At 70.6% G+C, this 19579-nt stretch carries 19 protein-coding genes and 2 pseudogenes; 16 read left to right on the top strand and 5 right to left on the bottom strand.

Going from position 1 to position 19579, the window contains the following annotated elements; all coding sequences use genetic code 11:
- Window positions 1-48 precede the first annotated feature (48 nt).
- From GFH49_RS10355 to GFH49_RS10310, 10 genes are all read left to right on the top strand, one after another.
- A complete protein-coding gene (locus tag GFH49_RS10355; protein ID WP_155055524.1) occupies window positions 49-675 on the top strand; it encodes an NUDIX domain-containing protein in 627 nt (208 codons plus the stop codon).
- A 160-nt stretch (window positions 676-835) separates the two neighbouring features.
- Window positions 836-2893, top strand: a complete 2058-nt coding sequence (locus GFH49_RS10350) for a tetratricopeptide repeat protein (RefSeq protein ID WP_155055523.1) — start codon at window positions 836-838, stop codon at window positions 2891-2893.
- A gap of 130 nt (window positions 2894-3023) precedes the next feature.
- The gene (ald, locus tag GFH49_RS10345; RefSeq protein ID WP_196217921.1) at window positions 3024-4148 is read left to right on the top strand and encodes an alanine dehydrogenase; all 1125 of its coding nucleotides are present in this window, start codon (window positions 3024-3026) and stop codon (window positions 4146-4148) included.
- A 415-nt stretch (window positions 4149-4563) separates the two neighbouring features.
- The gene (locus tag GFH49_RS10340) at window positions 4564-5700 is read left to right on the top strand and encodes a ParA family protein (protein WP_155055547.1); all 1137 of its coding nucleotides are present in this window, start codon (window positions 4564-4566) and stop codon (window positions 5698-5700) included.
- Window positions 5685-6269, top strand: a complete 585-nt coding sequence (locus GFH49_RS10335; protein ID WP_155055522.1) for a hypothetical protein — start codon at window positions 5685-5687, stop codon at window positions 6267-6269. Before GFH49_RS10340 ends, GFH49_RS10335 begins: the two co-directional genes overlap by 16 nt.
- Window positions 6270-6287: 18 nt before the next feature.
- Window positions 6288-7364 carry a segregation and condensation protein A gene (locus GFH49_RS10330; RefSeq protein ID WP_155055521.1) on the top strand — a complete coding sequence of 359 codons (1077 nt, stop codon included), beginning with the start codon at window positions 6288-6290 and terminating at the stop codon, window positions 7362-7364.
- On the top strand, window positions 7361-8008 hold the full coding sequence (gene scpB, locus GFH49_RS10325) for an SMC-Scp complex subunit ScpB (protein WP_155055520.1): 648 nt from the start codon (window positions 7361-7363) through the stop codon (window positions 8006-8008). Before GFH49_RS10330 ends, scpB begins: the two co-directional genes overlap by 4 nt.
- An 11-nt stretch (window positions 8009-8019) precedes the next feature.
- On the top strand, window positions 8020-9102 hold the full coding sequence (locus GFH49_RS10320; protein WP_155055519.1) for a pseudouridine synthase: 1083 nt from the start codon (window positions 8020-8022) through the stop codon (window positions 9100-9102).
- A 428-nt stretch (window positions 9103-9530) separates the two neighbouring features.
- The gene (locus GFH49_RS10315; protein WP_155055546.1) at window positions 9531-10253 is read left to right on the top strand and encodes an NUDIX hydrolase; all 723 of its coding nucleotides are present in this window, start codon (window positions 9531-9533) and stop codon (window positions 10251-10253) included.
- 43 nt (window positions 10254-10296) lie between these two features.
- Entirely contained in the window at window positions 10297-11316 is a 1020-nt protein-coding gene (locus GFH49_RS10310; protein ID WP_155055518.1) for an ADP-ribosylglycohydrolase family protein, read from the top strand.
- Window positions 11317-11331: 15 nt separating this feature from the next.
- Here the strand turns inward: GFH49_RS10310 and GFH49_RS40005 are convergent.
- The 3 genes and pseudogenes from GFH49_RS40005 to GFH49_RS40000 form a co-directional block, all read right to left on the bottom strand.
- Window positions 11332-11682, bottom strand: a pseudogene (locus GFH49_RS40005) (nucleotidyltransferase); the annotation flags it as partial.
- 48 nt (window positions 11683-11730) lie between these two features.
- A complete protein-coding gene (locus tag GFH49_RS10305) occupies window positions 11731-12120 on the bottom strand; it encodes a Rieske (2Fe-2S) protein (RefSeq protein ID WP_155055517.1) in 390 nt (129 codons plus the stop codon).
- Window positions 12117-12301, bottom strand: a pseudogene (locus GFH49_RS40000) (DUF6529 family protein); the annotation flags it as partial. The gene GFH49_RS10305 and the pseudogene GFH49_RS40000, both read right to left, overlap by 4 nt.
- A gap of 111 nt (window positions 12302-12412) precedes the next feature.
- On the opposite strand from GFH49_RS40000, the gene GFH49_RS10300 reads away from it, so the two are divergent.
- From GFH49_RS10300 to der, 6 genes are all read left to right on the top strand, one after another.
- Window positions 12413-12826: a YidB family protein gene (locus tag GFH49_RS10300; RefSeq protein ID WP_155055516.1), complete on the top strand. Its 414-nt coding sequence runs from the start codon at window positions 12413-12415 to the stop codon at window positions 12824-12826.
- 358 nt (window positions 12827-13184) lie between these two features.
- On the top strand, window positions 13185-13547 hold the full coding sequence (aroH, locus tag GFH49_RS10295; protein WP_155055515.1) for a chorismate mutase: 363 nt from the start codon (window positions 13185-13187) through the stop codon (window positions 13545-13547).
- On the top strand, window positions 13544-14629 hold the full coding sequence (locus GFH49_RS10290) for a prephenate dehydrogenase (RefSeq protein ID WP_155055514.1): 1086 nt from the start codon (window positions 13544-13546) through the stop codon (window positions 14627-14629). Before aroH ends, GFH49_RS10290 begins: the two co-directional genes overlap by 4 nt.
- A 169-nt stretch (window positions 14630-14798) precedes the next feature.
- Window positions 14799-15494 carry a (d)CMP kinase gene (gene cmk, locus GFH49_RS10285; protein ID WP_155055513.1) on the top strand — a complete coding sequence of 232 codons (696 nt, stop codon included), beginning with the start codon at window positions 14799-14801 and terminating at the stop codon, window positions 15492-15494.
- Window positions 15452-16195: a lysophospholipid acyltransferase family protein gene (locus tag GFH49_RS10280; protein ID WP_408055893.1), complete on the top strand. Its 744-nt coding sequence runs from the start codon at window positions 15452-15454 to the stop codon at window positions 16193-16195. The genes cmk and GFH49_RS10280 overlap by 43 nt, the downstream gene beginning before the upstream one ends.
- 59 nt (window positions 16196-16254) lie before the next feature.
- Window positions 16255-17733: a ribosome biogenesis GTPase Der gene (gene der, locus GFH49_RS10275; protein WP_155055512.1), complete on the top strand. Its 1479-nt coding sequence runs from the start codon at window positions 16255-16257 to the stop codon at window positions 17731-17733.
- A gap of 133 nt (window positions 17734-17866) precedes the next feature.
- On the opposite strand, the gene GFH49_RS10270 is transcribed toward der, so the two are convergent.
- Both GFH49_RS10270 and GFH49_RS10265 read right to left on the bottom strand, forming a co-directional pair.
- On the bottom strand, window positions 17867-18250 hold the full coding sequence (locus tag GFH49_RS10270) for a hypothetical protein (protein ID WP_155055511.1): 384 nt from the start codon (window positions 18248-18250) through the stop codon (window positions 17867-17869).
- 136 nt (window positions 18251-18386) lie between these two features.
- The gene (locus GFH49_RS10265; RefSeq protein WP_155055510.1) at window positions 18387-19169 is read right to left on the bottom strand and encodes a DUF8842 C-terminal domain-containing protein; all 783 of its coding nucleotides are present in this window, start codon (window positions 19167-19169) and stop codon (window positions 18387-18389) included.
- Window positions 19170-19579 lie beyond the last annotated feature (410 nt).

Raw genomic sequence — 19579 nt, 5'->3', positions numbered from 1 at the left:
GTTTTTGTTGTATGTCTGGTTTTTCTTGTACGTCTGGAAGGACATGGCATGACCATCAAGGACACTCCCGAGGAGTGGGAGATCCGGGCGACGGAGACCCCCTTCGTGGGCAACAAGACCTCCGTCCGCACCGACGACGTGGTCATGCCCGACGGCTCGGTCGTCCGCCGTGACTACCAGGTCCACCCCGGCTCCGTGGGCGTCCTCGCCCTCGACGACGAAGGCCGTGTCCTGCTGATCAAGCAGTACCGCCACCCCGTGCGGCAGAAGCTGTGGGAGATCCCCGCCGGCCTGCTCGACGTCCCCGGCGAGAACCCGCTGCACGCCGCCCAGCGCGAGCTGTACGAGGAGGCGCACGTCAAGGCCGAGGACTGGCGGGTGCTGACCGACGTCTACACCACGCCCGGCGGCTGCGACGAGGCCGTACGGATCTTCCTGGCCCGGGATCTGTCGGACGCCGAGGGTGAGCGCTTCGAGGTCGAGGACGAGGAGATCAATCTGGAGTACGCGCGCGTGCCCGTCGACGAGCTGGTCCGCGGCGTGCTCGCGGGCGAGCTGCACAACAACTGCCTGGTCGTGGGTGTCCTTTCACTGGTCGCCGCCCAGCAGGGTGACGGACTCGACGCACTGCGTCCCGCGGACGCGCCCTGGCCGGCGCGTCCCTTCGAGGCCTGAACCCGGTGAGGCCACCCCGGTGTGACCATCGGCTGATCCGATCGGGCGACGTGTCCGCCGCGCTCCTCACGGAACGTTGCAGAGCGTGAACTAGGCTCTGAAGCTGCCCGAACCGGAGTCCCGGCGGGTTTGCACGTGTGGTGGGACGGGAGTGTGGCCCGTGACGGATCAGGCGGTGGACACCGGTGAAGTGCAGCTGTCCGCACACACTGCTGCGGATCCTCGATTCCTGGGCCGTACACGGGAGTTGAAGGAGCTGCGCGCCGACATCGAGCGCGCCGGACTGGACACCCTCTCCGGCCGCAAGGCCCCACGCGCGCGCGTGCTGCTCATCGCGGGCAGGCCAGGATCGGGACGCACCGCACTCGCCGAGGAACTGGTACGGCAGGTGGCGGACCGCTACCGGGACGGTGTGCTGCGGGCGCGTCTGAGCGAGCCGGACGGCAGTCCCGTCCCCGTCGAGCACGCCGCCCGCGAACTGCTCACCGCCCTGGAACTGCCGACCCCGCCCGGCGCCCGCGACGACGACCTGACCGAGGTGCTGCGCACCGCCCTCGCCGACCGGCGTGTCCTGCTCCTGCTCGACGACGCCGCCACCGCGGAGCAGGTCGACGCACTGCTGCCGGACACCGCGGAATGCCTGGTCGTCGCCGTGTCCGGCGGCCCGCTGACCGGGATCGCGGACGTCCGCCCGTGCACCCTGGGCGGCCTCGACACCAAGTCCGCGGTCGAGCTGCTGTCCCGGCACACCGGCTCGGTCCGCATCACCGTCGACCCGAGGGCCGCCGAGGGGCTCGTCGAGGAGTGCCGGGCCCAGCCCGCCGCGCTGATGCTGGCCGGCGGCTGGCTCGCCGCCCGCCCGAAGGCGGCCGTCGCCGACTTCGCCAAGCAGCTGCATGCGGAGGGTGACGAGGGCACGCCGCTCAGCCGGGTCTTCCGGCTCGCCTGCGGGTCCCTGCCGAGCACCGCAGCCCGGATACTGCGCCTGCTCTCCCTCGCCCCGGCCGGCCTGGTCGACCCGCACACCGCGTCCGCGCTCGCCGGCTGCTCGGTGGACAGCGCCCACACCGCCCTGGACGACTTCGTCTCCCTCGGCCTGCTGCGGAACCTGGCCGCGCCGCTGCCGCACTACCAGGTACCCGGCTGTCTGCACCCCCTGCTCAAGGGGCTGACCGAGACCCACGACCGCCCCGCCGAACTCCAGCTCGCGCGCGCCCGCATGCTGGAGCGGACCGTACGGCTGCTGCAGTCGTGCCGGGCGATCACCGAGACCGACAGCCCGCTCGCCCGGGAGAAACTCCTCGGCATGCCGCGCTCCCTGCGCTTTTCCAGCCCGCGCGCCGCCGCCGACTGGCTGACCGTCCGCAGGCCCGCCCTGCTCGCGTCGGCGCGGCTCGCGGTCGCGGACGGGGAGCTGGACACCCTGGCCCGGCGCCTGATGTCCCAGCTGGTGCGGGCGATGGCGGCCCACTTCGGCACCCGGGCCGCCGCATCCGACCTCTACGACATCCACCGCCTGGTCCTCGATGTCGCCGAGCGCCGCAAGCTGCCCCGCGAGAAGGCCGCCGCGCTGCTGAACCTCGGCGATCTGGACGCGCAGACCGGCCGTACGGGCGAGGCGCTGGTCCGCTATCGCGCGGCTCTGGACGCCGGACGCCAGGCGAACGACCCGTACGCCACCGGGCGCGCGATGGAATCCGTAGGCGGCGCGCACCAGGAGCTGGGGGACTACGACCGGGCCGCCGACTGGTTCGGCCGGGCGCTCGCCGAGCGGCTGGCGCGCGACGAGCGCGAGGACATCGCCCGGCTGTACGGCCGTATCGCCGCGGCCCACACCTATGCGGGCCGCTACGGCGAGGCGCTGCGCTGCTGGCGTGCCGCGGTCGCCGGGTACCGCAAGAACGGCGATGTGGCCGCCCAGGCGCGGGCGTTGAGCGAGCTGGCGCGAGTCCAGGAGTACGCGGGACGCCCCGAGGAATCGCTGCGTACCTGCCAGGAGGCGGTGGAGTGGGCGCGACGTGCGGAGGACGTACGGCTGCAGGCCGCGCTGCAGCTCAGGCTGGCCGACACGCTGGAGCGCCTCGGCGATTCGACCGCCGCGCGGCTGCATCGCGGGGCGGCCGAACGCATGCTGGGTGAGGAGCTCCCGGAGAGTGATCCAGAGCCGGAACAAGGCGCTAACGCCTGCGAAATCCGCAGTACATCTGGCAAAGATTGATGCAATGAAAGGCTAGACAGCGGGTACACCTTTATTAGACTGGCTCTGCCGCACCTTCTCCTGCGGTGTCTCCTGGTGTGCCCGTGCACGTCCGGGTAAGTCTTGTAATGCGCCCTCTGAGCCAAGGACCGTGATCGACGTGAAGGTCGGCATCCCCCGCGAGGTCAAGAACAACGAGTTCCGGGTGGCCATCACCCCTGCCGGCGTGCATGAGCTGGTGCGCGGCGGTCACCAGGTCGTCGTCGAGCGCGATGCCGGTGCCGGGTCCTCGATCCCGGACGCCGAGTACGTGGCCGCCGGTGCCCAGATCCTGGACACCGCCGACGAGGTGTGGGCCGCCGCAGACCTGCTGTTGAAGGTCAAGGAGCCCATCGCCGAGGAGTACCACCGCCTCCGCAAGGACCAGACGCTCTTCACCTACCTGCACCTGGCCGCGTCCAAGGAGTGCACCCACGCGCTGCTGGAGTCCGGCGCGACCGCGATCGCCTACGAGACCGTCGAGCTGCCCACCCGGGCCCTGCCGCTGCTCGCCCCCATGTCCGAGGTCGCGGGCCGGCTCGCCCCGCAGGTCGGCGCCTACCATCTGATGCGCTCGGCCGGCGGTCGGGGCGTCCTGCCCGGTGGCGTCCCCGGCACGCAGGCCGCCAAGGCCGTCGTCATCGGCGGCGGTGTCTCCGGCTGGAATGCCACACAGATCGCCGTCGGTATGGGCTTCCATGTCACGTTGCTCGACCGCGACATCAACAAGCTGCGCGAGGCGGACAAGGTCTTCGGCACCAAGGTCCGGGCGATCATGTCCAACGCCTTCGAGCTGGAGAAGGCCGTGCTGGAAGCCGACCTCGTCATCGGTGCCGTGCTGATCCCCGGTGCCAAGGCGCCGAAGCTGGTCACCAACGAACTCGTCTCGCGCATGAAGCCGGGAAGTGTCCTTGTCGATATCGCGATCGACCAGGGCGGCTGCTTCGAGGACTCACGTCCGACGACCCACGCCGAGCCGACCTTCCCCGTCCATGACTCGGTCTTCTACTGCGTCGCCAACATGCCCGGAGCGGTGCCCAACACCTCTACCTACGCGCTCACCAACGCGACGCTGCCGTACATCGTCGAGCTCGCGGGCCGCGGCTGGGCCGAGGCGCTGCGCCGTGACCCCGCGCTCGCCAAGGGCCTCAACACCCATGACGGCAAGGTTGTTCACCGAGAGGTCGCAGGTGCGCACGGGCTGGAGCATGTGGAGCTGGACTCCCTGCTCGGCTGATCCACGCCGAGCGGGCGCGCACGGCTAAGTCACCTTTTCGTAAAGGCGATACGTCAATACGCCACGTCAACCTCGCCCACCAGGCCGGACCTTGTCCGACAAGGTCCGGTCGGGTGTGTGTATGGTCACTTTGCGGCTCTCGGTCAACTCGCCTCGAACGTAACCCTTGAACCGATTCGTACACCGGTGAAACCTGCCGTGCGACTGCCGTACGCCCTTGACAGAGGGATGTTTCATTGCCGACACATCCTGCCGGGTCCGGCGGATTGTGTTGCTGCGGACGCCCGACACGCCATAGAGTCGCCAACCGTCGGCATGGTGCCACGCTGACCTGTCTAGAAGTTCCCTGGTCACCAAGGAGGTAAGACGACTTGTGAATGAGTCGACATTTTCTCCCGGGGGTGGTCAACCAGGAATCCCTGCACGGGCCGAGCGCCCCGCGGGGTTCGAGGCTGTCGGCTCCGTAGCTGTGCGCACCTTCGCAGCCCAACAGAGTCACTTGAAGTCAGGTGTGACTCAGCCAGCACACCAGAGCATGGATGGCCATCACGTGAACGCCATGGCCGGCGACGGAAGTGGCACGCCCCACAACCACTTCGCCGACTACGACGAAATGCCCGACGGGCACTTCTACGATCCCGACGCGGAGTACGAGCCCGACCCCGAGTACGCGGCCACGCTCGCGCCCGACGCTGCCCGCCAGCGCCGCGAGCGCATCGGCCCGACCGGACGGCCGCTGCCGTACTTCCCGATCCCGGGTCCGCTGACCGACCACGGTCCCGCGAAGATCATCGCGATGTGCAACCAGAAGGGCGGCGTCGGCAAGACGACGTCGACCATCAACCTGGGTGCCGCGCTCGCGGAGTACGGACGCCGAGTCCTGCTCGTGGACTTCGACCCGCAGGGCGCGCTGTCGGTCGGCCTCGGTGTCAATCCGATGGAGCTCGACCTCACCGTCTACAACCTGCTCATGGAGCGGGGCATGGCGGCCGACGAGGTCCTTCTGAAGACCGCGGTCCCCAACATGGACCTGCTCCCGAGCAACATCGACCTGTCGGCCGCCGAGGTACAGCTGGTGTCCGAGGTCGCGCGCGAGTCCACGCTGCAGCGGGCGCTCAAGCCGCTGATGGCCGACTACGACTACATCGTGATCGACTGTCAGCCCTCGCTCGGCCTGCTCACCGTGAACGCCCTGACGGCGGCCCACAAGGTGATCGTGCCGCTGGAGTGCGAGTTCTTCGCCCTGCGTGGTGTGGCGCTGCTGACGGAGACCATCGAGAAGGTCCAGGAGCGGCTCAACCCGGAGCTGGAGCTCGACGGGATCCTCGCCACGATGTACGACTCGCGCACCGTGCACAGCCGTGAGGTGCTCGCGCGTGTCGTCGAGGCGTTCGACGACCACGTCTACCACACGGTCATCGGCCGCACGGTCCGCTTCCCGGAGACCACGGTCGCCGGTGAGCCGATCACCACGTACGCCTCCAACTCCGTCGGTGCCGCCGCCTATCGCCAGCTCGCCAGGGAGGTGCTCGCCCGGTGTCACGCCGAGTGAGTCTGCCGGGGGCCGACGAACTGTTCCGTACGACAGGGGGGATGGCGCTTCAGGCGTCCACTCCCCGGCGCCAGGCCAACGGCGAGGCCCGGGTGCCGGCTCCGGCGGGGGAGAGCGACGCCGCTGTCGCGGAGGACGCGCCGCAGTCGGTGCCCGCGCAGGGCGGTGACGGCGAGGGGGCCGAGCATGTCGCGGCCGACGCGGAGCCTGCCGACGCCGGCGAGTCCCGAAGCCGGGCCGCCGCCGCGGAGCGCTCCGCGCGGCGTCAGGCGGCGCAGGAAGGTTCTGGCGGTGCTGCGGCGGCCGCATCCGCTCAGCCCCGCAAGCGCGGGGGACGGGCCGCCGCGCGCCGGCCCAGCGGCCGGGAGCGGCACGACGAGAAGATCACCGTGTACGTGTCCGCCGAGGAACTCATGGACCTGGAGCACGCGCGTCTGGTGCTCCGCGGTGAGCACGGCCTGGCGGTCGACCGCGGGCGCATCGTGCGCGAGGCGGTGGCCGTCGTGCTGGCCGACCTGGAGTCGCGTGGGGACGCGAGCATTCTCGTACGCCGGCTCCGTGGACGGTAGCGGTAGCCTGCGGGGGCTATGACCTCGAACGACGTTCCCACCCCCGCGTCCGGCTCCGCTGGTCGTCGGCGTGCGTTGGGGCGTGGGCCTGTGGCTCCGCCGGTTGAGCCGCCGCTTTCGCCTCCCGCGGAGGCGGAGGCCCTTCAGCCTGCGGCGGAGAGCGAGTCGTCGCCCGAGGCCGCGTTGTCGGCACCGGCCGGCGGGCACGACGGTGGCCAACCGGAGAACGGGCCGCAGGCTGACGAACCGTCCGAGGTCCCCTCCGAGGCCCAGGAAGCCGACGACGGCGTCTTCAAGGTCCGGCTGGCCAACTTCGAAGGCCCCTTCGACCTCCTCCTCCAGCTGATCTCGAAGCACAAGCTCGACGTCACCGAAGTGGCTCTCTCCAAGGTCACCGACGAGTTCATGGCGCACATCAGGGCGATGGGCCCGGACTGGGATCTCGACCAGACGACCGAGTTCCTGGTCGTCGCGGCCACGCTGCTCGATCTGAAGGCGGCGCGTCTGCTGCCCTCCGCGGAGGTCGAGGACGAGGCCGACCTGGCGCTTCTCGAAGCGCGTGACCTGCTCTTCGCGCGGCTGCTGCAGTACCGCGCGTACAAACAGATCGCCGACATCTTCAGCCGTCGGCTGGACGAGGAAGCGCGCCGCCATCCCCGTACCGTCGGCCTGGAGCCCCAGCACGCCGAGCTGCTGCCCGAGGTCGTCATCAGCATCGGGGCGGAAGGCTTCGCCAAGCTCGCCGTGAAGGCGATGCAGCCCAAGCCCAAGCCGCAGGTGTACGTCGACCACATCCACGCACCGCTGGTCAGCGTGCAGGAGCAGGCCGGGATCGTGGTCGCGCGCCTGAAGGAGCTCGGCGAGGCCAGCTTCCGCTCGCTGATCGAGGACACCGACGACACGCTGACGGTCGTAGCCCGCTTCCTGGCGCTGCTGGAGCTGTACCGGGAGAAGGCCGTGGCGATGGAGCAGGAGACCGCCCTCGGGGAGCTGATGGTGCGCTGGACCGGTGGGGCGGGGGACGCGGAGCCGATGGTGACCGACGAGTTCGACCGGCCGCCCGAGCCGCCCAAGGAGCAGGAGGAGAAGGCGTGAGCGAGGAGACCACCGAACTGCCGGCCGGGCTGCGTGCCGTCGCAGGCCTGGAGCTGAAGCCCGCTCTGGAGGCCGTCCTCATGGTCGTCGACGAACCCGCGACCGTGGAGCACCTCGCGAAGATACTGGAGCGGCCCAAACGGCAGATCACCAAGGCGCTGCGGGAGCTGGCCGACGACTACACCGTGCAGGGGCGCGGCTTCGAGCTGCGGCTGGTCGCGGGCGGCTGGCGCTTCTACACCCGTCCCGAGTACGCGCCCGCCGTGGAGCGGCTCGCCCTGGAGGGCCAGACCGCGCGGCTCACGCAGGCGGCGCTGGAGACGCTCGCGGTCGTGGCGTACCGGCAGCCGGTCAGCCGCAGCCGGGTCTCGGCGGTGCGCGGAGTCAACTGTGACGGGGTCATGCGCACCCTCCTCCAGCGGGGTCTGGTCCAGGAGGCGGGCACGGAACCCGAAACAGGTGCGATCCTGTACACGACGACGAACTACTTCCTGGAGCGGATGGGCCTGCGCGGCCTGGACGAGCTCCCGGAACTCGCGCCCTTCCTCCCGGAGGCGGAGGCGATCGAGGCCGAGACCCAGGAAGGGGTGCCGTCGTTCGACCCGGACGCACCCGATGCGCCGGGTGACGACGCAGACGACTAGACGGAACTTTGATGCGAAGCAGCGGCAGCGGCAAGAGCGGCGGGACCGGCGGGCGGGGCAACTACCGCGGCGCCGGCAACAACAGGGACCAGAAGCAGGGCCAGGGTCAGGGCCGCCCCCGCAAGCCCCGCCCCGAGGAGCGCCGCTACGACGTGGGTCCCGGTGCCACTCAGGACGGCCCGAAGTCGGGGCGCGGCACCTCCGCGCGCGGGGGCGCCAAGGGCGGTCCGAAGCAGGGCCAGTCCGGCGGTCGCGGCCGTACGGCCCCGGCGCGCTCACGCGAGTTCGAGGCGCGGGCCGAGGAGCGCAACCGGGAACGGTACGCCGGGAAGAAGGAGGTCAAGCCGCCGAAGACCTTCCCGGGCGCGGAGCAGGAGGGCGAGCGGCTGCAGAAGGTGCTCGCGCGCGCGGGCTACGGCTCCCGGCGGGCCTGCGAGGAGCTGATCGAGCAGGCCAGGGTCGAGGTCAACGGCGAGATCGTCCTGGAGCAGGGCAAGCGGGTCGACCCGGAGAAGGACGAGGTCAAGGTCGACGGGCTGACCGTCGCCACGCAGTCGTACCAGTTCTTCTCGCTGAACAAGCCCGCCGGTGTCGTGTCGACGATGGAGGACCCGGAGGGGCGCCAGTGCCTCGGTGACTACGTCACCAACCGCGAGACCCGGCTCTTCCACGTCGGCCGGCTCGACACGGAGACCGAGGGCGTCATCCTGCTCACCAACCACGGCGAGCTGGCACACCGGCTGACCCACCCCAAGTACGGCGTGAAGAAGACCTACCTCGCCGCCATCGTCGGCCCGATCCCGCGCGACCTGGGCAAGCGGCTGAAGGACGGCATCCAGCTGGAGGACGGGTACGCCCGCGCGGACCACTTCCGGGTCGTCGAGCAGACCGGCAAGAACTACCTCGTGGAGGTCACCCTCCACGAAGGCCGCAAGCACATCGTCCGCCGGATGCTGGCGGAGGCCGGCTTCCCCGTGGAGAAGCTCGTCCGCACCTCCTTCGGGCCGATCACCCTGGGCGACCAGAAGTCGGGCTGGCTGCGACGGCTGTCGAACACGGAGGTCGGGATGCTGTTGAAGGAAGTCGAGCTCTAGATCTCGCCGCATGACGGCCGGTTCCGGATGTGCTCCGGGGCTGGCCTGTTCGGTTTCGCGCTCCCGGCGGTCTTCGCCGGTGACGGAGCAAGCGGGATCCGTACCGGCGGGAGCTGCTCGCGCACGACGTGTCTGCGGGCGTGGCGGTCCTACGACGGCTGCGAGGGCCGGGCCTCCGCCGCGGCCCCGGCTGCACCGGATCGCCACCAGCACGTTCCTGGCAGCGCTGGAGAGCCGTACGCGCCCGTCCGCTGCCCCGCCAGGCTGGGAACGCCCTCAGGGCGGCTGAGGAGCCGCTGAGGGCGCCTGTGACGGGCATTCCGTGGCTGGGCGGCTCGTGTTGAGGGGTTGTGCGGTCCCGCCGCCCCCTTTATTGTCATAGTGACTATTAGTCGCGCTGACCATAAAGGGGGCGAGCGGACGTGACCATGCCGAGCGGCTACGACAAGTACGCGTACGAGCCCTTCGCCGTCACCGTCGACCTTGCCGTCCTGACCCTGCGCGCGGGCGCACTCCATGTGCTGCTCGTCGAGCGCGGGCAGGAGCCCTACGCCGGCCGATGGGCGCTGCCCGGCGGCTTCGTGGCACCGGACGAGTCGGCGGAGACGGCGGCCCGGCGTGAACTCGCCGAGGAGACCGGACTGGTGGACGTCTCGGGGCTGCACCTGGAGCAGCTGCGGACCTACAGCGAGCCCGGCCGCGACCCCCGGATGCGGGTCGTGTCCGTCGCGTTCGCGGCGCTGCTGCCGCACGCACCCGAGGCGCACGCCGGCAGCGACGCGGCGCAGGCGCGCTGGGTGCCGTACCACTCGGCGAAGCCGCTCGCGTTCGACCACGACCGGATCCTGGCCGACGCCCACGACCGCGTCGGCGCCAAGCTTGAGTACACCTGCCTCGCCACCGCCTTCTGCCCGCCCGAGTTCACCCTCGGTGAGCTGCGGCAGGTCTACGAGGCCGTGTGGGACACCGCGCTGGACCGGCCCAACTTCCGGCGCAAGGTGCTCGCCACGCCGGGCTTCGTCGAACCGGTCCCCGGCGCCGCCCGCCTGACCGGTGGCCGCGGCAAACCGGCCGCGCTGTACCGCGCCGGCACAGCCACCGCCCTGCACCCGCCCCTGCTCCGACCGTCCCGGGAAGGACGCCCCGCATGACCACGAGCACCCCACTTGTGCCCGCAACAGAAAGGGTCCACCAGTGACCACCACGACCGTCGCCAAGCGCGCCGCCACCGGAGCCCTCACCGGACTCGCCCTCGGCGACGCGCTCGGCTACCCCACCGAGTTCAACGACGTACCGTCGATCCTCGCCAAGTTCGGCCCCTGGCGGGAGATGGGGCTGCCGAGGCCGGCGATCGTCACGGACGACACGCAGATGACGCTGGCGTTGGGGAAGGGGCTGCGGACGGCGATGGACCGGGGAGTGCTGGAGCCGTCGGCGATGGCCGAGTCGGTAAGGCAGGAGTTCATCGCCTGGAACCGCTCCCCGGAGAACAACCGGGCCCCCGGCAACACCTGCATCAGGGCGTGTGTCCTGCTGGAGGGCGATGGCCCCTGGCAGGAGGCCAGCCAGATCGACTCCAAGGGATGCGGCGCCAACATGCGCGTCGCGCCCCTCGGTCTCGTCCCCGGCCTCAGCGACGAACAGCGCGCGGGCGCCGCCCAGTTGCAGTCCGCGCTCACCCACGGGCACCCGACGGCGCTGGCCGCGTCCGACCTCACCGCGCACGCGGTACGACTGCTGGCGGAGGGGGCCGAGCCGACCGGACTGGTCGGGCTGCTGCGGTCGTACGCCCTGGAGCAGCGCTCCACGTACCACCACCGCTGGCTCGGCAATCTGTGGACGCGCAGCCAGGACGCGACGGCCGAGCACTTCATCGCGCGCGGCTGGGACGAGTGCCTGGCCATCCTGGACCGCCTCCGGGACGCCGTGCGGACCGTGTCGCCCGAGACCGACCCGTGCCTGGCCACCGGTGCGGGCTGGATCGCCGAAGAGGCCCTGGCGAGCGGGCTGTTGTGTTTCCTGCTCTTCGCCGGCGAGCCGGTGACCGCCCTGCGCCGCGCCGCCTGCTCCTCCGGCGACTCGGACTCGATCGCCTGCCTCGCGGGCGCGTTCGCCGGGGCGTACCTCGGCGCCGGCGCATGGCCCACGGAGTGGGCCGACCGCATCGAGTACCGAGGCGACCTGCTGACCCTCGGGGCGCTCTGGGACGCTTGAGAATGATCGACGGCGTCAGCCCCGCCGGACGCCCAGGGCCGAGGCGCGGCGGACGCGGACGAGGAAGTCCGTCCTCGACGGGCCGCCGGTCCGGCTGGGCGGAGAGTGGGCTGCGGCGGGACGCCGCGTCCGTCTCGGAAGCCAGGCAAGCCAGGCGGGTCATCCAGGACTCGACGTCGATCGTTGGCTCGTCCGTGCGCAGCAGGTCGCGGCGCTCATCAGCAGGCGCAGCAGATGCGTCGTGGGCTTCCAGCGCGGGGCGCCGTGATTGCGGACGTCACTGTCGAGCCTGCGGCGCCCGCCCAGGGCCTACCGGGCGAGCGTCTCGTGGGCCTGACGGGAGAGGAACGCGCCGCGCAGGGCCAGTGTGGTCGCGAGGGCCCCGGGCGGCATGCCCGGCAGCGCACGGGCGGTTCACGCCAGGCGGATCGAGTCTCCGTCCACGGTGATCTGCTTCGCGGGCAGGGCCTTCGTCGCCGGGGGATGCCGCACCGAGCCGTCCTCGATGCTGAACTTGCTGCCGTGACAGGTGCAGTTGATGGTGCCGCCGGAGACGCTGGCCACGGGGCACTGCTGGTGTGTGCAGATGTTCGAGAAGGCCTTGAAGTCGCCTTCCTTCGGCTGGGTCACGACGACCTTCTCGTCCTTGAAGATCGTGCCGCCGCCGACCGGGATGTCGGTCGTCTTCGCCAGCTCCTGGCCGGGGGAGGTGCCCTCATCGTCGCCGGAGTCGCCGCAGCCCACGAGAAGCGCCGCCGCGCCCGTGGCGAGGAGCACCGTGCGCCGGGTCGGGTCAGGGGTCATGTCGTCACTCCGAAGGTGCGGAAGAGCCAGAGGGCGGAGGCAGCAGCCAGCGGGGGAGGCGCTCCGAACGGAGCAGCAGCATCTTGGCACTGAAAGCACCGAAGAAGAAGCAAATCGGAATGGAGTGCCACAAAACCCGTGTTTCGTACGTCCGACAGCCCAGCGCATACAGACAGCGCACAGGAGGCGCTCTGACTCCAAGTAGCGGAACAGGGTGATTCAGGTGACATTGGCAGGGTCTGAGGCCGGGCCCGCGCCCTGTGGCCCGGCCACTCTCCCGAAAGGCGTGACCATGGCCGGTAACGATCTCGGCAGCCTGCTCGGCGGCCTCCTCGGCGGTGGCCAGAGCGGCGGCACCGGGGGCAACATGCTGGGCTCGCTGCTCTCGGCCCTCACGCAGAACGGCCAGGGCGCGAGCGGCGACGCCCTGGGCGGACTGCTCGACATGCTCACCACGGCGGGCCTGGCCGAGCAGAAGGCCTCCTGGGTCGGCACCGGCGAGAACCAGTCCGTGACCGGCGCCCAGATCAGGGAGGCGCTGCCGGACGAGACGCTGAAGCAGGTCGCCGACGAGGCAGGCGTCACCCCCGACGTGGCCGCGACCGAGCTCGCCCAGGTACTGCCGACGGCTGTCGACAAACTGACCCCGAACGGTCAGATCCCCACCGGCTCACTGGAGGACCTCATCAAGCGGCAACAGCTGTGAATCCACGCGGCGATATGCCGTCGGTCGACTGCGGCATCGTCGTGGCTGGTCGCGCCCGCGCGGCGGAGCCGCATATGTCACAGCCCCGCGGCCCCTTCGGGGCGCTGCCGAACCGCGGCCGACCTCCCCGAAACCGCTCAGTGCCCGGCAGGCAACGCTCACCCCGTCGCGACGCCCGCCACGCTCTCCCACGGCAGGAGACACCCCCACTCGCCGCACCGGACGCAAGCCCAAGTACACCCAGGACGAGGGCATGCCCAGAGCACGCCCCGGACGCCGCCCTTGACCGGCAAACGTCGCCCGTCGGGGCACTAGGCTGGACGGACCAACGATCCGTACACCAGCAAGGAGCCGAGCCGTGGCGGTACGAGCGGTCCGAGGCGCCGTCCAACTTGAGATGGACGAGGCCGACCACATGGACGAGCAGGTCGGAGCCCTGCTCACCGCCATCCTGGAGCGGAACGGCCTCACCGCGGACGACCTGATCAGCATCTGGTTCACGGCCACGCCCGACCTGCACTGCGACTTCCCGGCGGCCGCCGCCCGCAAGCTCGGCATCGTCGACGTACCGCTGATCTGCGCCCAGGAACTGGACATCCAGGGCGCCATGCCGCGGGTCGTCCGCGTCCTCGCGCACATCGAGTCCGACAGGCCCCGCGCCGACATCGCGCACGTCTACCTCGGTGCCGCGGCCGCCCTGCGCAAGGACATCGCCCAGTGAGGACCGCGCTCGTCATCGGCACCGGCCTCGTCGGCACCTCCGCCGCCCTGGCCCTGGCGGGGCGGGGCGTCGTCGTCCACCTCGCCGACCACGACCCGGAGCAGGCCCGTACGGCGGCCGCGCTCGGCGCCGGAACGGACGAGGCGCCCGACGGTCACGTCGACCTCGCGATCGTCGCCGCCCCGCCCGCCCATGTGGCCGGGGTGCTCGCCGACGCCATGCGCCGGGGCGTGGCCCGCGGCTATCTCGACGTGGCCAGCGTCAAGGGCGGTCCACGCCGCGAGCTGGAGGCGCTCGGTCTCGACCTGTCGTCGTACATCGGCACCCACCCCATGTCCGGCCGGGAGAAGTCCGGCCCGCTGGCCGCGACCGGCGACCTCTTCGAGGGCCGTCCCTGGGTGCTCACGCCGACCCGGGACACCGACACCGAGGTGCTGAACCTCGCCCTGGAGCTGGTCTCGCACTGCCGCGCCGTGCCGGTCGTCATGGACGCCGACGCCCACGACCGCGCCGTCGCCCTGGTCTCCCACATGCCCCACCTGGTCTCCAGCATGGTCGCCGCGCGTCTGGAGAACGCCGAGGAGGCGGCCGTACGGCTGTGTGGGCAGGGCATTCGGGATGTGACCCGGATCGCCGCGTCCGACCCCGGCATGTGGATCGACATCCTCTCCGCGAACCCGGGGCCGGTCGCCGACCTCCTCGCGGACGTCTCCGCCGACCTCGACGAGACGGTCCGTGCCCTGCGTGCCCTGCAGTCCTCCGACGAGGCCAAGCGGCACGAGGGCACCGCCGGTATCGAGGACGTCCTGCGGCGCGGCAACGCCGGCCAGGTCCGCGTTCCCGGCAAGCACGGCTCCGCGCCGCGGGTGTACGAGGTCGTGGCCGTGCTGATCGACGACCATCCCGGGCAGCTGGCCCGCATCTTCGCGGACGCCGGACGGGCCGGGGTCAACATCGAGGACGTACGGATCGAGCACGCGACCGGGCAGCAGGCCGGTCTGGTGCAGCTGATGGTGGAGCCGCAGGCGGCACCCGTGCTGACGGCGGCGTTGCGGGAGCGGGGCTGGGCGATCCGGCAGTAGGGCCTGGGCCTCCCGGCGTCGATCGGTCAGAGCCGATTCCCCGCGGTCTGATCCGCCGGACAGGCCCTGCGCCGTGGGCCGGACGAGTGACCCGAACCCAGTAACCTTGTGCGGGGCACGATCGCGCCCCGCACACTCCCACCGCACCGCACCAGGAAGGTGTCCATCCGTGGAAAACGGCGCCGCCCCGACCGCCCCCGCCGTGATTGTCGCCATCGACGGCCCCTCCGGCACGGGCAAGTCGAGCACGTCCAAGGCCGTGGCCGCGCAGCTCGGCCTGAGCTACCTGGACACCGGCGCCCAGTACCGGGCGATCACCTGGTGGATGGTGCACAACGGGATCGACATCGACGACCCGTCGGAGATCGCCGCCGCGGCCGGGAAGCCGGAGATCGTCTCGGGTACCGACCCGGACAACCCGACGATCACGGTCGACGGCGCGGACGTCGCCGGGCCGATCCGCACCCAGGAGGTCACCTCCAAGGTCAGCGCGGTCAGCGCGGTGCCCGAGGTGCGGGCGCGGATCACCGAGCTGCAGCGCTCGATCGCGGCCTCCGCCGCGCGGGGCATCGTCGTCGAGGGCCGCGACATCGGTACGACCGTGCTGCCCGACGCCGACCTGAAGATCTTCCTCACCGCCTCTCCCGAGGCGCGCGCCGCCCGTCGCAGCGGCGAACTCAAGGGGTCGGACGTCCACTCCACCCGTGAGGCGCTGCTGAAGCGGGACGCGGCCGACTCCAGCCGCAAGACCTCACCGCTGGCGAAGGCGGACGACGCGGTCGAGGTGGACACCTCCGACCTCACCCTCCAGCAGGTCATCGAGTGCGTCGTCACCCTCGTCGAGGAGAAGCGGGCAGCGAAGTGACGGCACCGTCGCAGCGGGGCGCGGAAGTCGGGCGGCGCATCGGCGTCGGCCTGATGTACGGGCTGTGGAAGCCGAGAGTCCTGGGCGGCTGGCGGGTTCCCGCTACCGGCCCGGTGATCCTCGCCGTCAACCACTCGCACATCATCGACGGCCCGATGGTCATCGGCGTGGCGCCCCGGGCCTCGCACTTCCTGGTCAAGAAGGAGGCGTTCACCGGCCCGCTCGCGCCGTTCATGCGGTCCGTCGGCCAGCTGGAGGTGGACCGCTCGACCGCCGACCGTACGGCCATCACCCGGGCGCTGGGCGTGCTGGCGGCCGGCGGTGTGCTCGGCATCTTCCCGGAGGGCACCCGTGGCGAGGGCGACTTCGCCGCGCTGCGGGCCGGGCTCGCATACTTCGCCGTGCGCGGCGGCGCCCCGATCGTCCCGGTCGCCGTCCTGGGAAGCTCCGAGCGGCCCGGACGGTTGATAAAGGCGCTGCCCGCACTGCGCTCCCGCATCGACGTCGTCTTCGGCGACCCCTTCGAGGCCGTCGAAGGGGTGCGAAGCTCGAATACGGGTGGTGGTGGGAGACGGGCGGGCGGCAGCGGCCGGCGTACGCGCAAGGCGCTCGACGAGGCGACCGAGCGCATCCAGAAGCAGCTCACCGCACACCTGGAAAACGCCAGGCGTCTCACCGGGCGCCAAGCGACACTTGAGTAGTGGATCACCCGATACAGGGGCAATCCACCGATCACCACACTGAACGAGGTACGGACTTCATGAACGACCAGATCCATTCCGGCGGCTCGGGCGAGGAGCACGAGCACGGAGCACTTGGCGACGCCGAGTACGCGGAGTTCATGGAGCTCGCCGTCGAGGAGGGCTTCGACCTTGAGGACGTGGAGGGCGCGATCGAGGCGGCCGGCCACGGCCCGCTGCCGGTGCTCGCCGTCGTCGGCCGGCCGAACGTCGGCAAGTCGACCTTGGTGAACCGCATCATCGGCCGCCGCGAGGCCGTCGTCGAGGACAAGCCGGGCGTCACCCGTGACCGGGTCACCTACGAGGCCGAGTGGGCTGGCCGTCGCTTCAAGGTCGTCGACACCGGCGGCTGGGAGCAGGACGTCCTCGGCATCGACGCCGCCGTGGCCGCGCAGGCCGAGTACGCCATCGAGGCCGCCGACGCCGTTGTCTTCGTCGTCGACGCCAAGGTGGGCGCCACCGACACCGACGAGGCGGTCGTACGACTCCTGCGCAAGGCCGGCAAGCCCGTCGTGCTCGCCGCCAACAAGGTGGACGGCCCGAGCGGCGAGGCCGACGCGGCGTACCTGTGGTCGCTCGGTCTCGGCGAGCCGCACCCGGTCTCCGCGCTGCACGGCCGCGGCACCGGCGACATGCTGGACCAGGTCCTCCAGGCCCTGCCGGAGGCGCCCGCGCAGACCTTCGGCACGGCGGTCGGCGGCCCGCGCCGCATCGCCCTGATCGGCCGCCCGAACGTCGGCAAGTCCTCGCTGCTGAACAAGGTGGCAGGCGAGGAGCGCGTCGTCGTCAACGAACTGGCGGGCACCACCCGCGACCCGGTCGACGAGCTGATCGAACTCGGCGGTGTCACCTGGAAGTTCGTCGACACGGCCGGCATCCGCAAGCGCGTCCACCTCCAGCAGGGCGCCGACTACTACGCTTCGCTGCGCACCGCAGCCGCCGTCGAGAAGGCCGAGGTGGCGGTCATCCTGATCGACGCCTCCGAGAACATCTCGGTGCAGGACCAGCGGATCGTGACGATGGCTGTGGAGGCGGGACGCGCGATCGTCCTCGCCTTCAACAAGTGGGACACCCTCGACGAGGAGCGCCGCTACTACCTGGAGCGGGAGATCGAGACCGAGCTCGGCCAGGTGGCCTGGGCGCCGCGGGTGAACGTCTCCGCGCGCACCGGCCGCCACATGGAGAAGCTGGTCCCCGCGATCGAGACGGCCCTCGACGGCTGGGAGACCCGCGTTCCGACCGGACGCCTCAACGCCTTCCTCGGCGAACTGGTCGCCGCCCACCCGCACCCCATCCGCGGCGGCAAGCAGCCCCGCATCCTCTTCGGCACCCAGGCCGGCACCAAGCCCCCGCGGTTCGTGCTCTTCGCCTCCGGCTTCATCGAGGCGGGCTACCGGCGCTTCATCGAACGCCGGCTGCGCGAGGAGTTCGGCTTCGAGGGGACGCCGATCCATATCTCCGTGCGGGTACGCGAGAAGCGCGGCGCGAAGAAGAAGTAGGCAGTGAGAAGAAGTAGGCAGTGAGAAGAAGCAGGCAGTGAGAAGAAGCAGGCAGTGAGAAGAAGCAGGCAGTGAGAAGAAGCAGGCAGTGAGAGGGCGGCCCCGGGCGGGGCCGCCCTCTCACTGCCACACCTCAGATACCTCGCCGAGGCCCCGGCGGCAGCGCCGGCACATAGTGCATGCCCGTACCCTGCGGCCGGAGCTGTCCGACCCGCTGCCACTGCGACTGCTGTCCGCTGCCGTGCCGGGTGCTGTACGCCCCCATGCTGTAGGCGCCGTACGAGCTGCTGCACGAACCCGGACCGGATCCGCCCTGTTCGAGATACCCGAACGCGACAAAACCGAAGTCCTCCTCGCCCCTTCGGTCACCCGGCAGCGTACGGAAGGACTTGACGTACTCGGAGTAGAGCGCGTCGTAGATCGGCGTGGCCGATGACCCACCAGAACTCTCCGCGGCCGCCCGAGCGGACGGAATCGACGAGAAGGACGGGCGGCGGGGAACGTCGTATGCGTGCACGTATGTCCAAACGACACCAAGCCGCAAGGGATGCGGCGCAGAATCCGATATCGCAGGTCACTGATGCATTAGGGGCGCAAGCCACGATGAACCCGCAGTCGCCGAGCCACAAGTGGCCCCCGGACAGCAGGCGCACTCACGTCCCGGCCAGAGGCAACGCCGCCGCGACCAACTTCCCATTGGCCGCCGCTTTGTCCAGCGCGTCCCGCAGCAGATCCTCCCGCGGCTGCCGCCCGATCGCGCCCACCGGCGCCGCGAACATCAACACCTGCTGATGCTTGTTCGCCGCGACCCGCCATCCGTCGGTCACCTGCAACGGCTGGTGCGCCTGCCACCACGCGACCGGCTGTCCCCCGGCGGAACCCGGCTGGAGCACCGCATGCAGCTGCCCCATCGCCAGCAGTACCGACCAGCCGTGCAGCACAGACGGAGTGGACTCGATCGCGGTGAGCGGCATGAAGCCCTGCTCGATGAGCAACGGCAGGAAGTCGTCGCCGGCTCCGGTCGCGCCGGGCCGCACGATGGGTGCGGTCGGCTCGACGACCAGCGCCGGGTGCAACTCGCCGGCGATCAGGACGAGTCCGCTGGTCACGCCGAGCACCGCCTGCTCGGGCACGATCTTCTCGGGCTCCAGGTCGACGCTGTCGCCGCTGATGGAGCGCACCGCGCCACGCAGCTGCTCCTCGGTGACCTGGACGACCTGCGAGGGCAGACAGGTGGCGTGGGCGAAGGCGAGGACGGCGGTCTCGTCGCCGATGAACAGGACGGTGCTGGTGCGCTCCTGCTCGGAGTCGCCCTGGGTTCGGCAGGACGTGCAGTCGTAACTGCCAGGGGCATTCTCTCCGGCGAGCAGCCGGTCGGCTTCTTCGTCGCCGATCTCGGCGCGTACGTCGTCGCTGACGTCGAGCATGCGCGGCACGGGTGGCTCCCTCGGATGTGGTGCGTATCGGGACCGGGTGGCTCCCGGCCCGTGAACCGGGCGGGTCCCGGGCTCATGAAGAGACAACGGGCGATCTGTGGCGGGAGTCACGCCCCAAGGCGAACGGAGTCGAACCATCCGACGCGTTGGGTCACACCGGGTCCGGAAGCAGGCACTCCCTGTCAAGTACTGGGAAGGCAAAGGAAGTTGGATCAGTGATGTGAGTCACAGGGCATCTGGATGTCTGGTCGACAAATGCCGAAATCGGCGAATGAAGTGGGTGGCTGAAAATCGCCGATACCTGAGGTAACGACGAACTGGCCTGGAATGACAAGGAGTTGGTTGATACCGCCCGGCTGTCGTCCGTACATTCCTCCGCCGTGTGCAACGAGCACCGCTCGGGTACGTCC

It is taken from the genome of Streptomyces blattellae (assembly GCF_009709555.1).
GTDB classification, from domain to species: domain Bacteria; phylum Actinomycetota; class Actinomycetes; order Streptomycetales; family Streptomycetaceae; genus Streptomyces; species Streptomyces blattellae.
Note: the sequence above shows the minus strand (reverse complement) of the source record. Positions and strands in the feature narration are given on the sequence as shown.

Bases quoted from the DNA above. Each gene is read 5' to 3' on its own strand.
- GFH49_RS10355 (WP_155055524.1), top strand. From the start codon at position 49: ATGACCATCAAGGACACTCCCGAGGAGTGGGAGATCCGGGCGACGGAG.
- GFH49_RS10320 (WP_155055519.1), top strand. From the start codon at position 8,020: ATGCGAAGCAGCGGCAGCGGCAAGAGCGGCGGGACCGGCGGGCGGGGC.
- der (WP_155055512.1), top strand. From the start codon at position 16,255: ATGAACGACCAGATCCATTCCGGCGGCTCGGGCGAGGAGCACGAGCAC.
- GFH49_RS10305 (WP_155055517.1), bottom strand. From the start codon at position 12,120: ATGACCCCTGACCCGACCCGGCGCACGGTGCTCCTCGCCACGGGCGCG.
- GFH49_RS10315 (WP_155055546.1), top strand. From the start codon at position 9,531: ATGCCGAGCGGCTACGACAAGTACGCGTACGAGCCCTTCGCCGTCACC.
- GFH49_RS10330 (WP_155055521.1), top strand. From the start codon at position 6,288: ATGACCTCGAACGACGTTCCCACCCCCGCGTCCGGCTCCGCTGGTCGT.
- GFH49_RS10300 (WP_155055516.1), top strand. From the start codon at position 12,413: ATGGCCGGTAACGATCTCGGCAGCCTGCTCGGCGGCCTCCTCGGCGGT.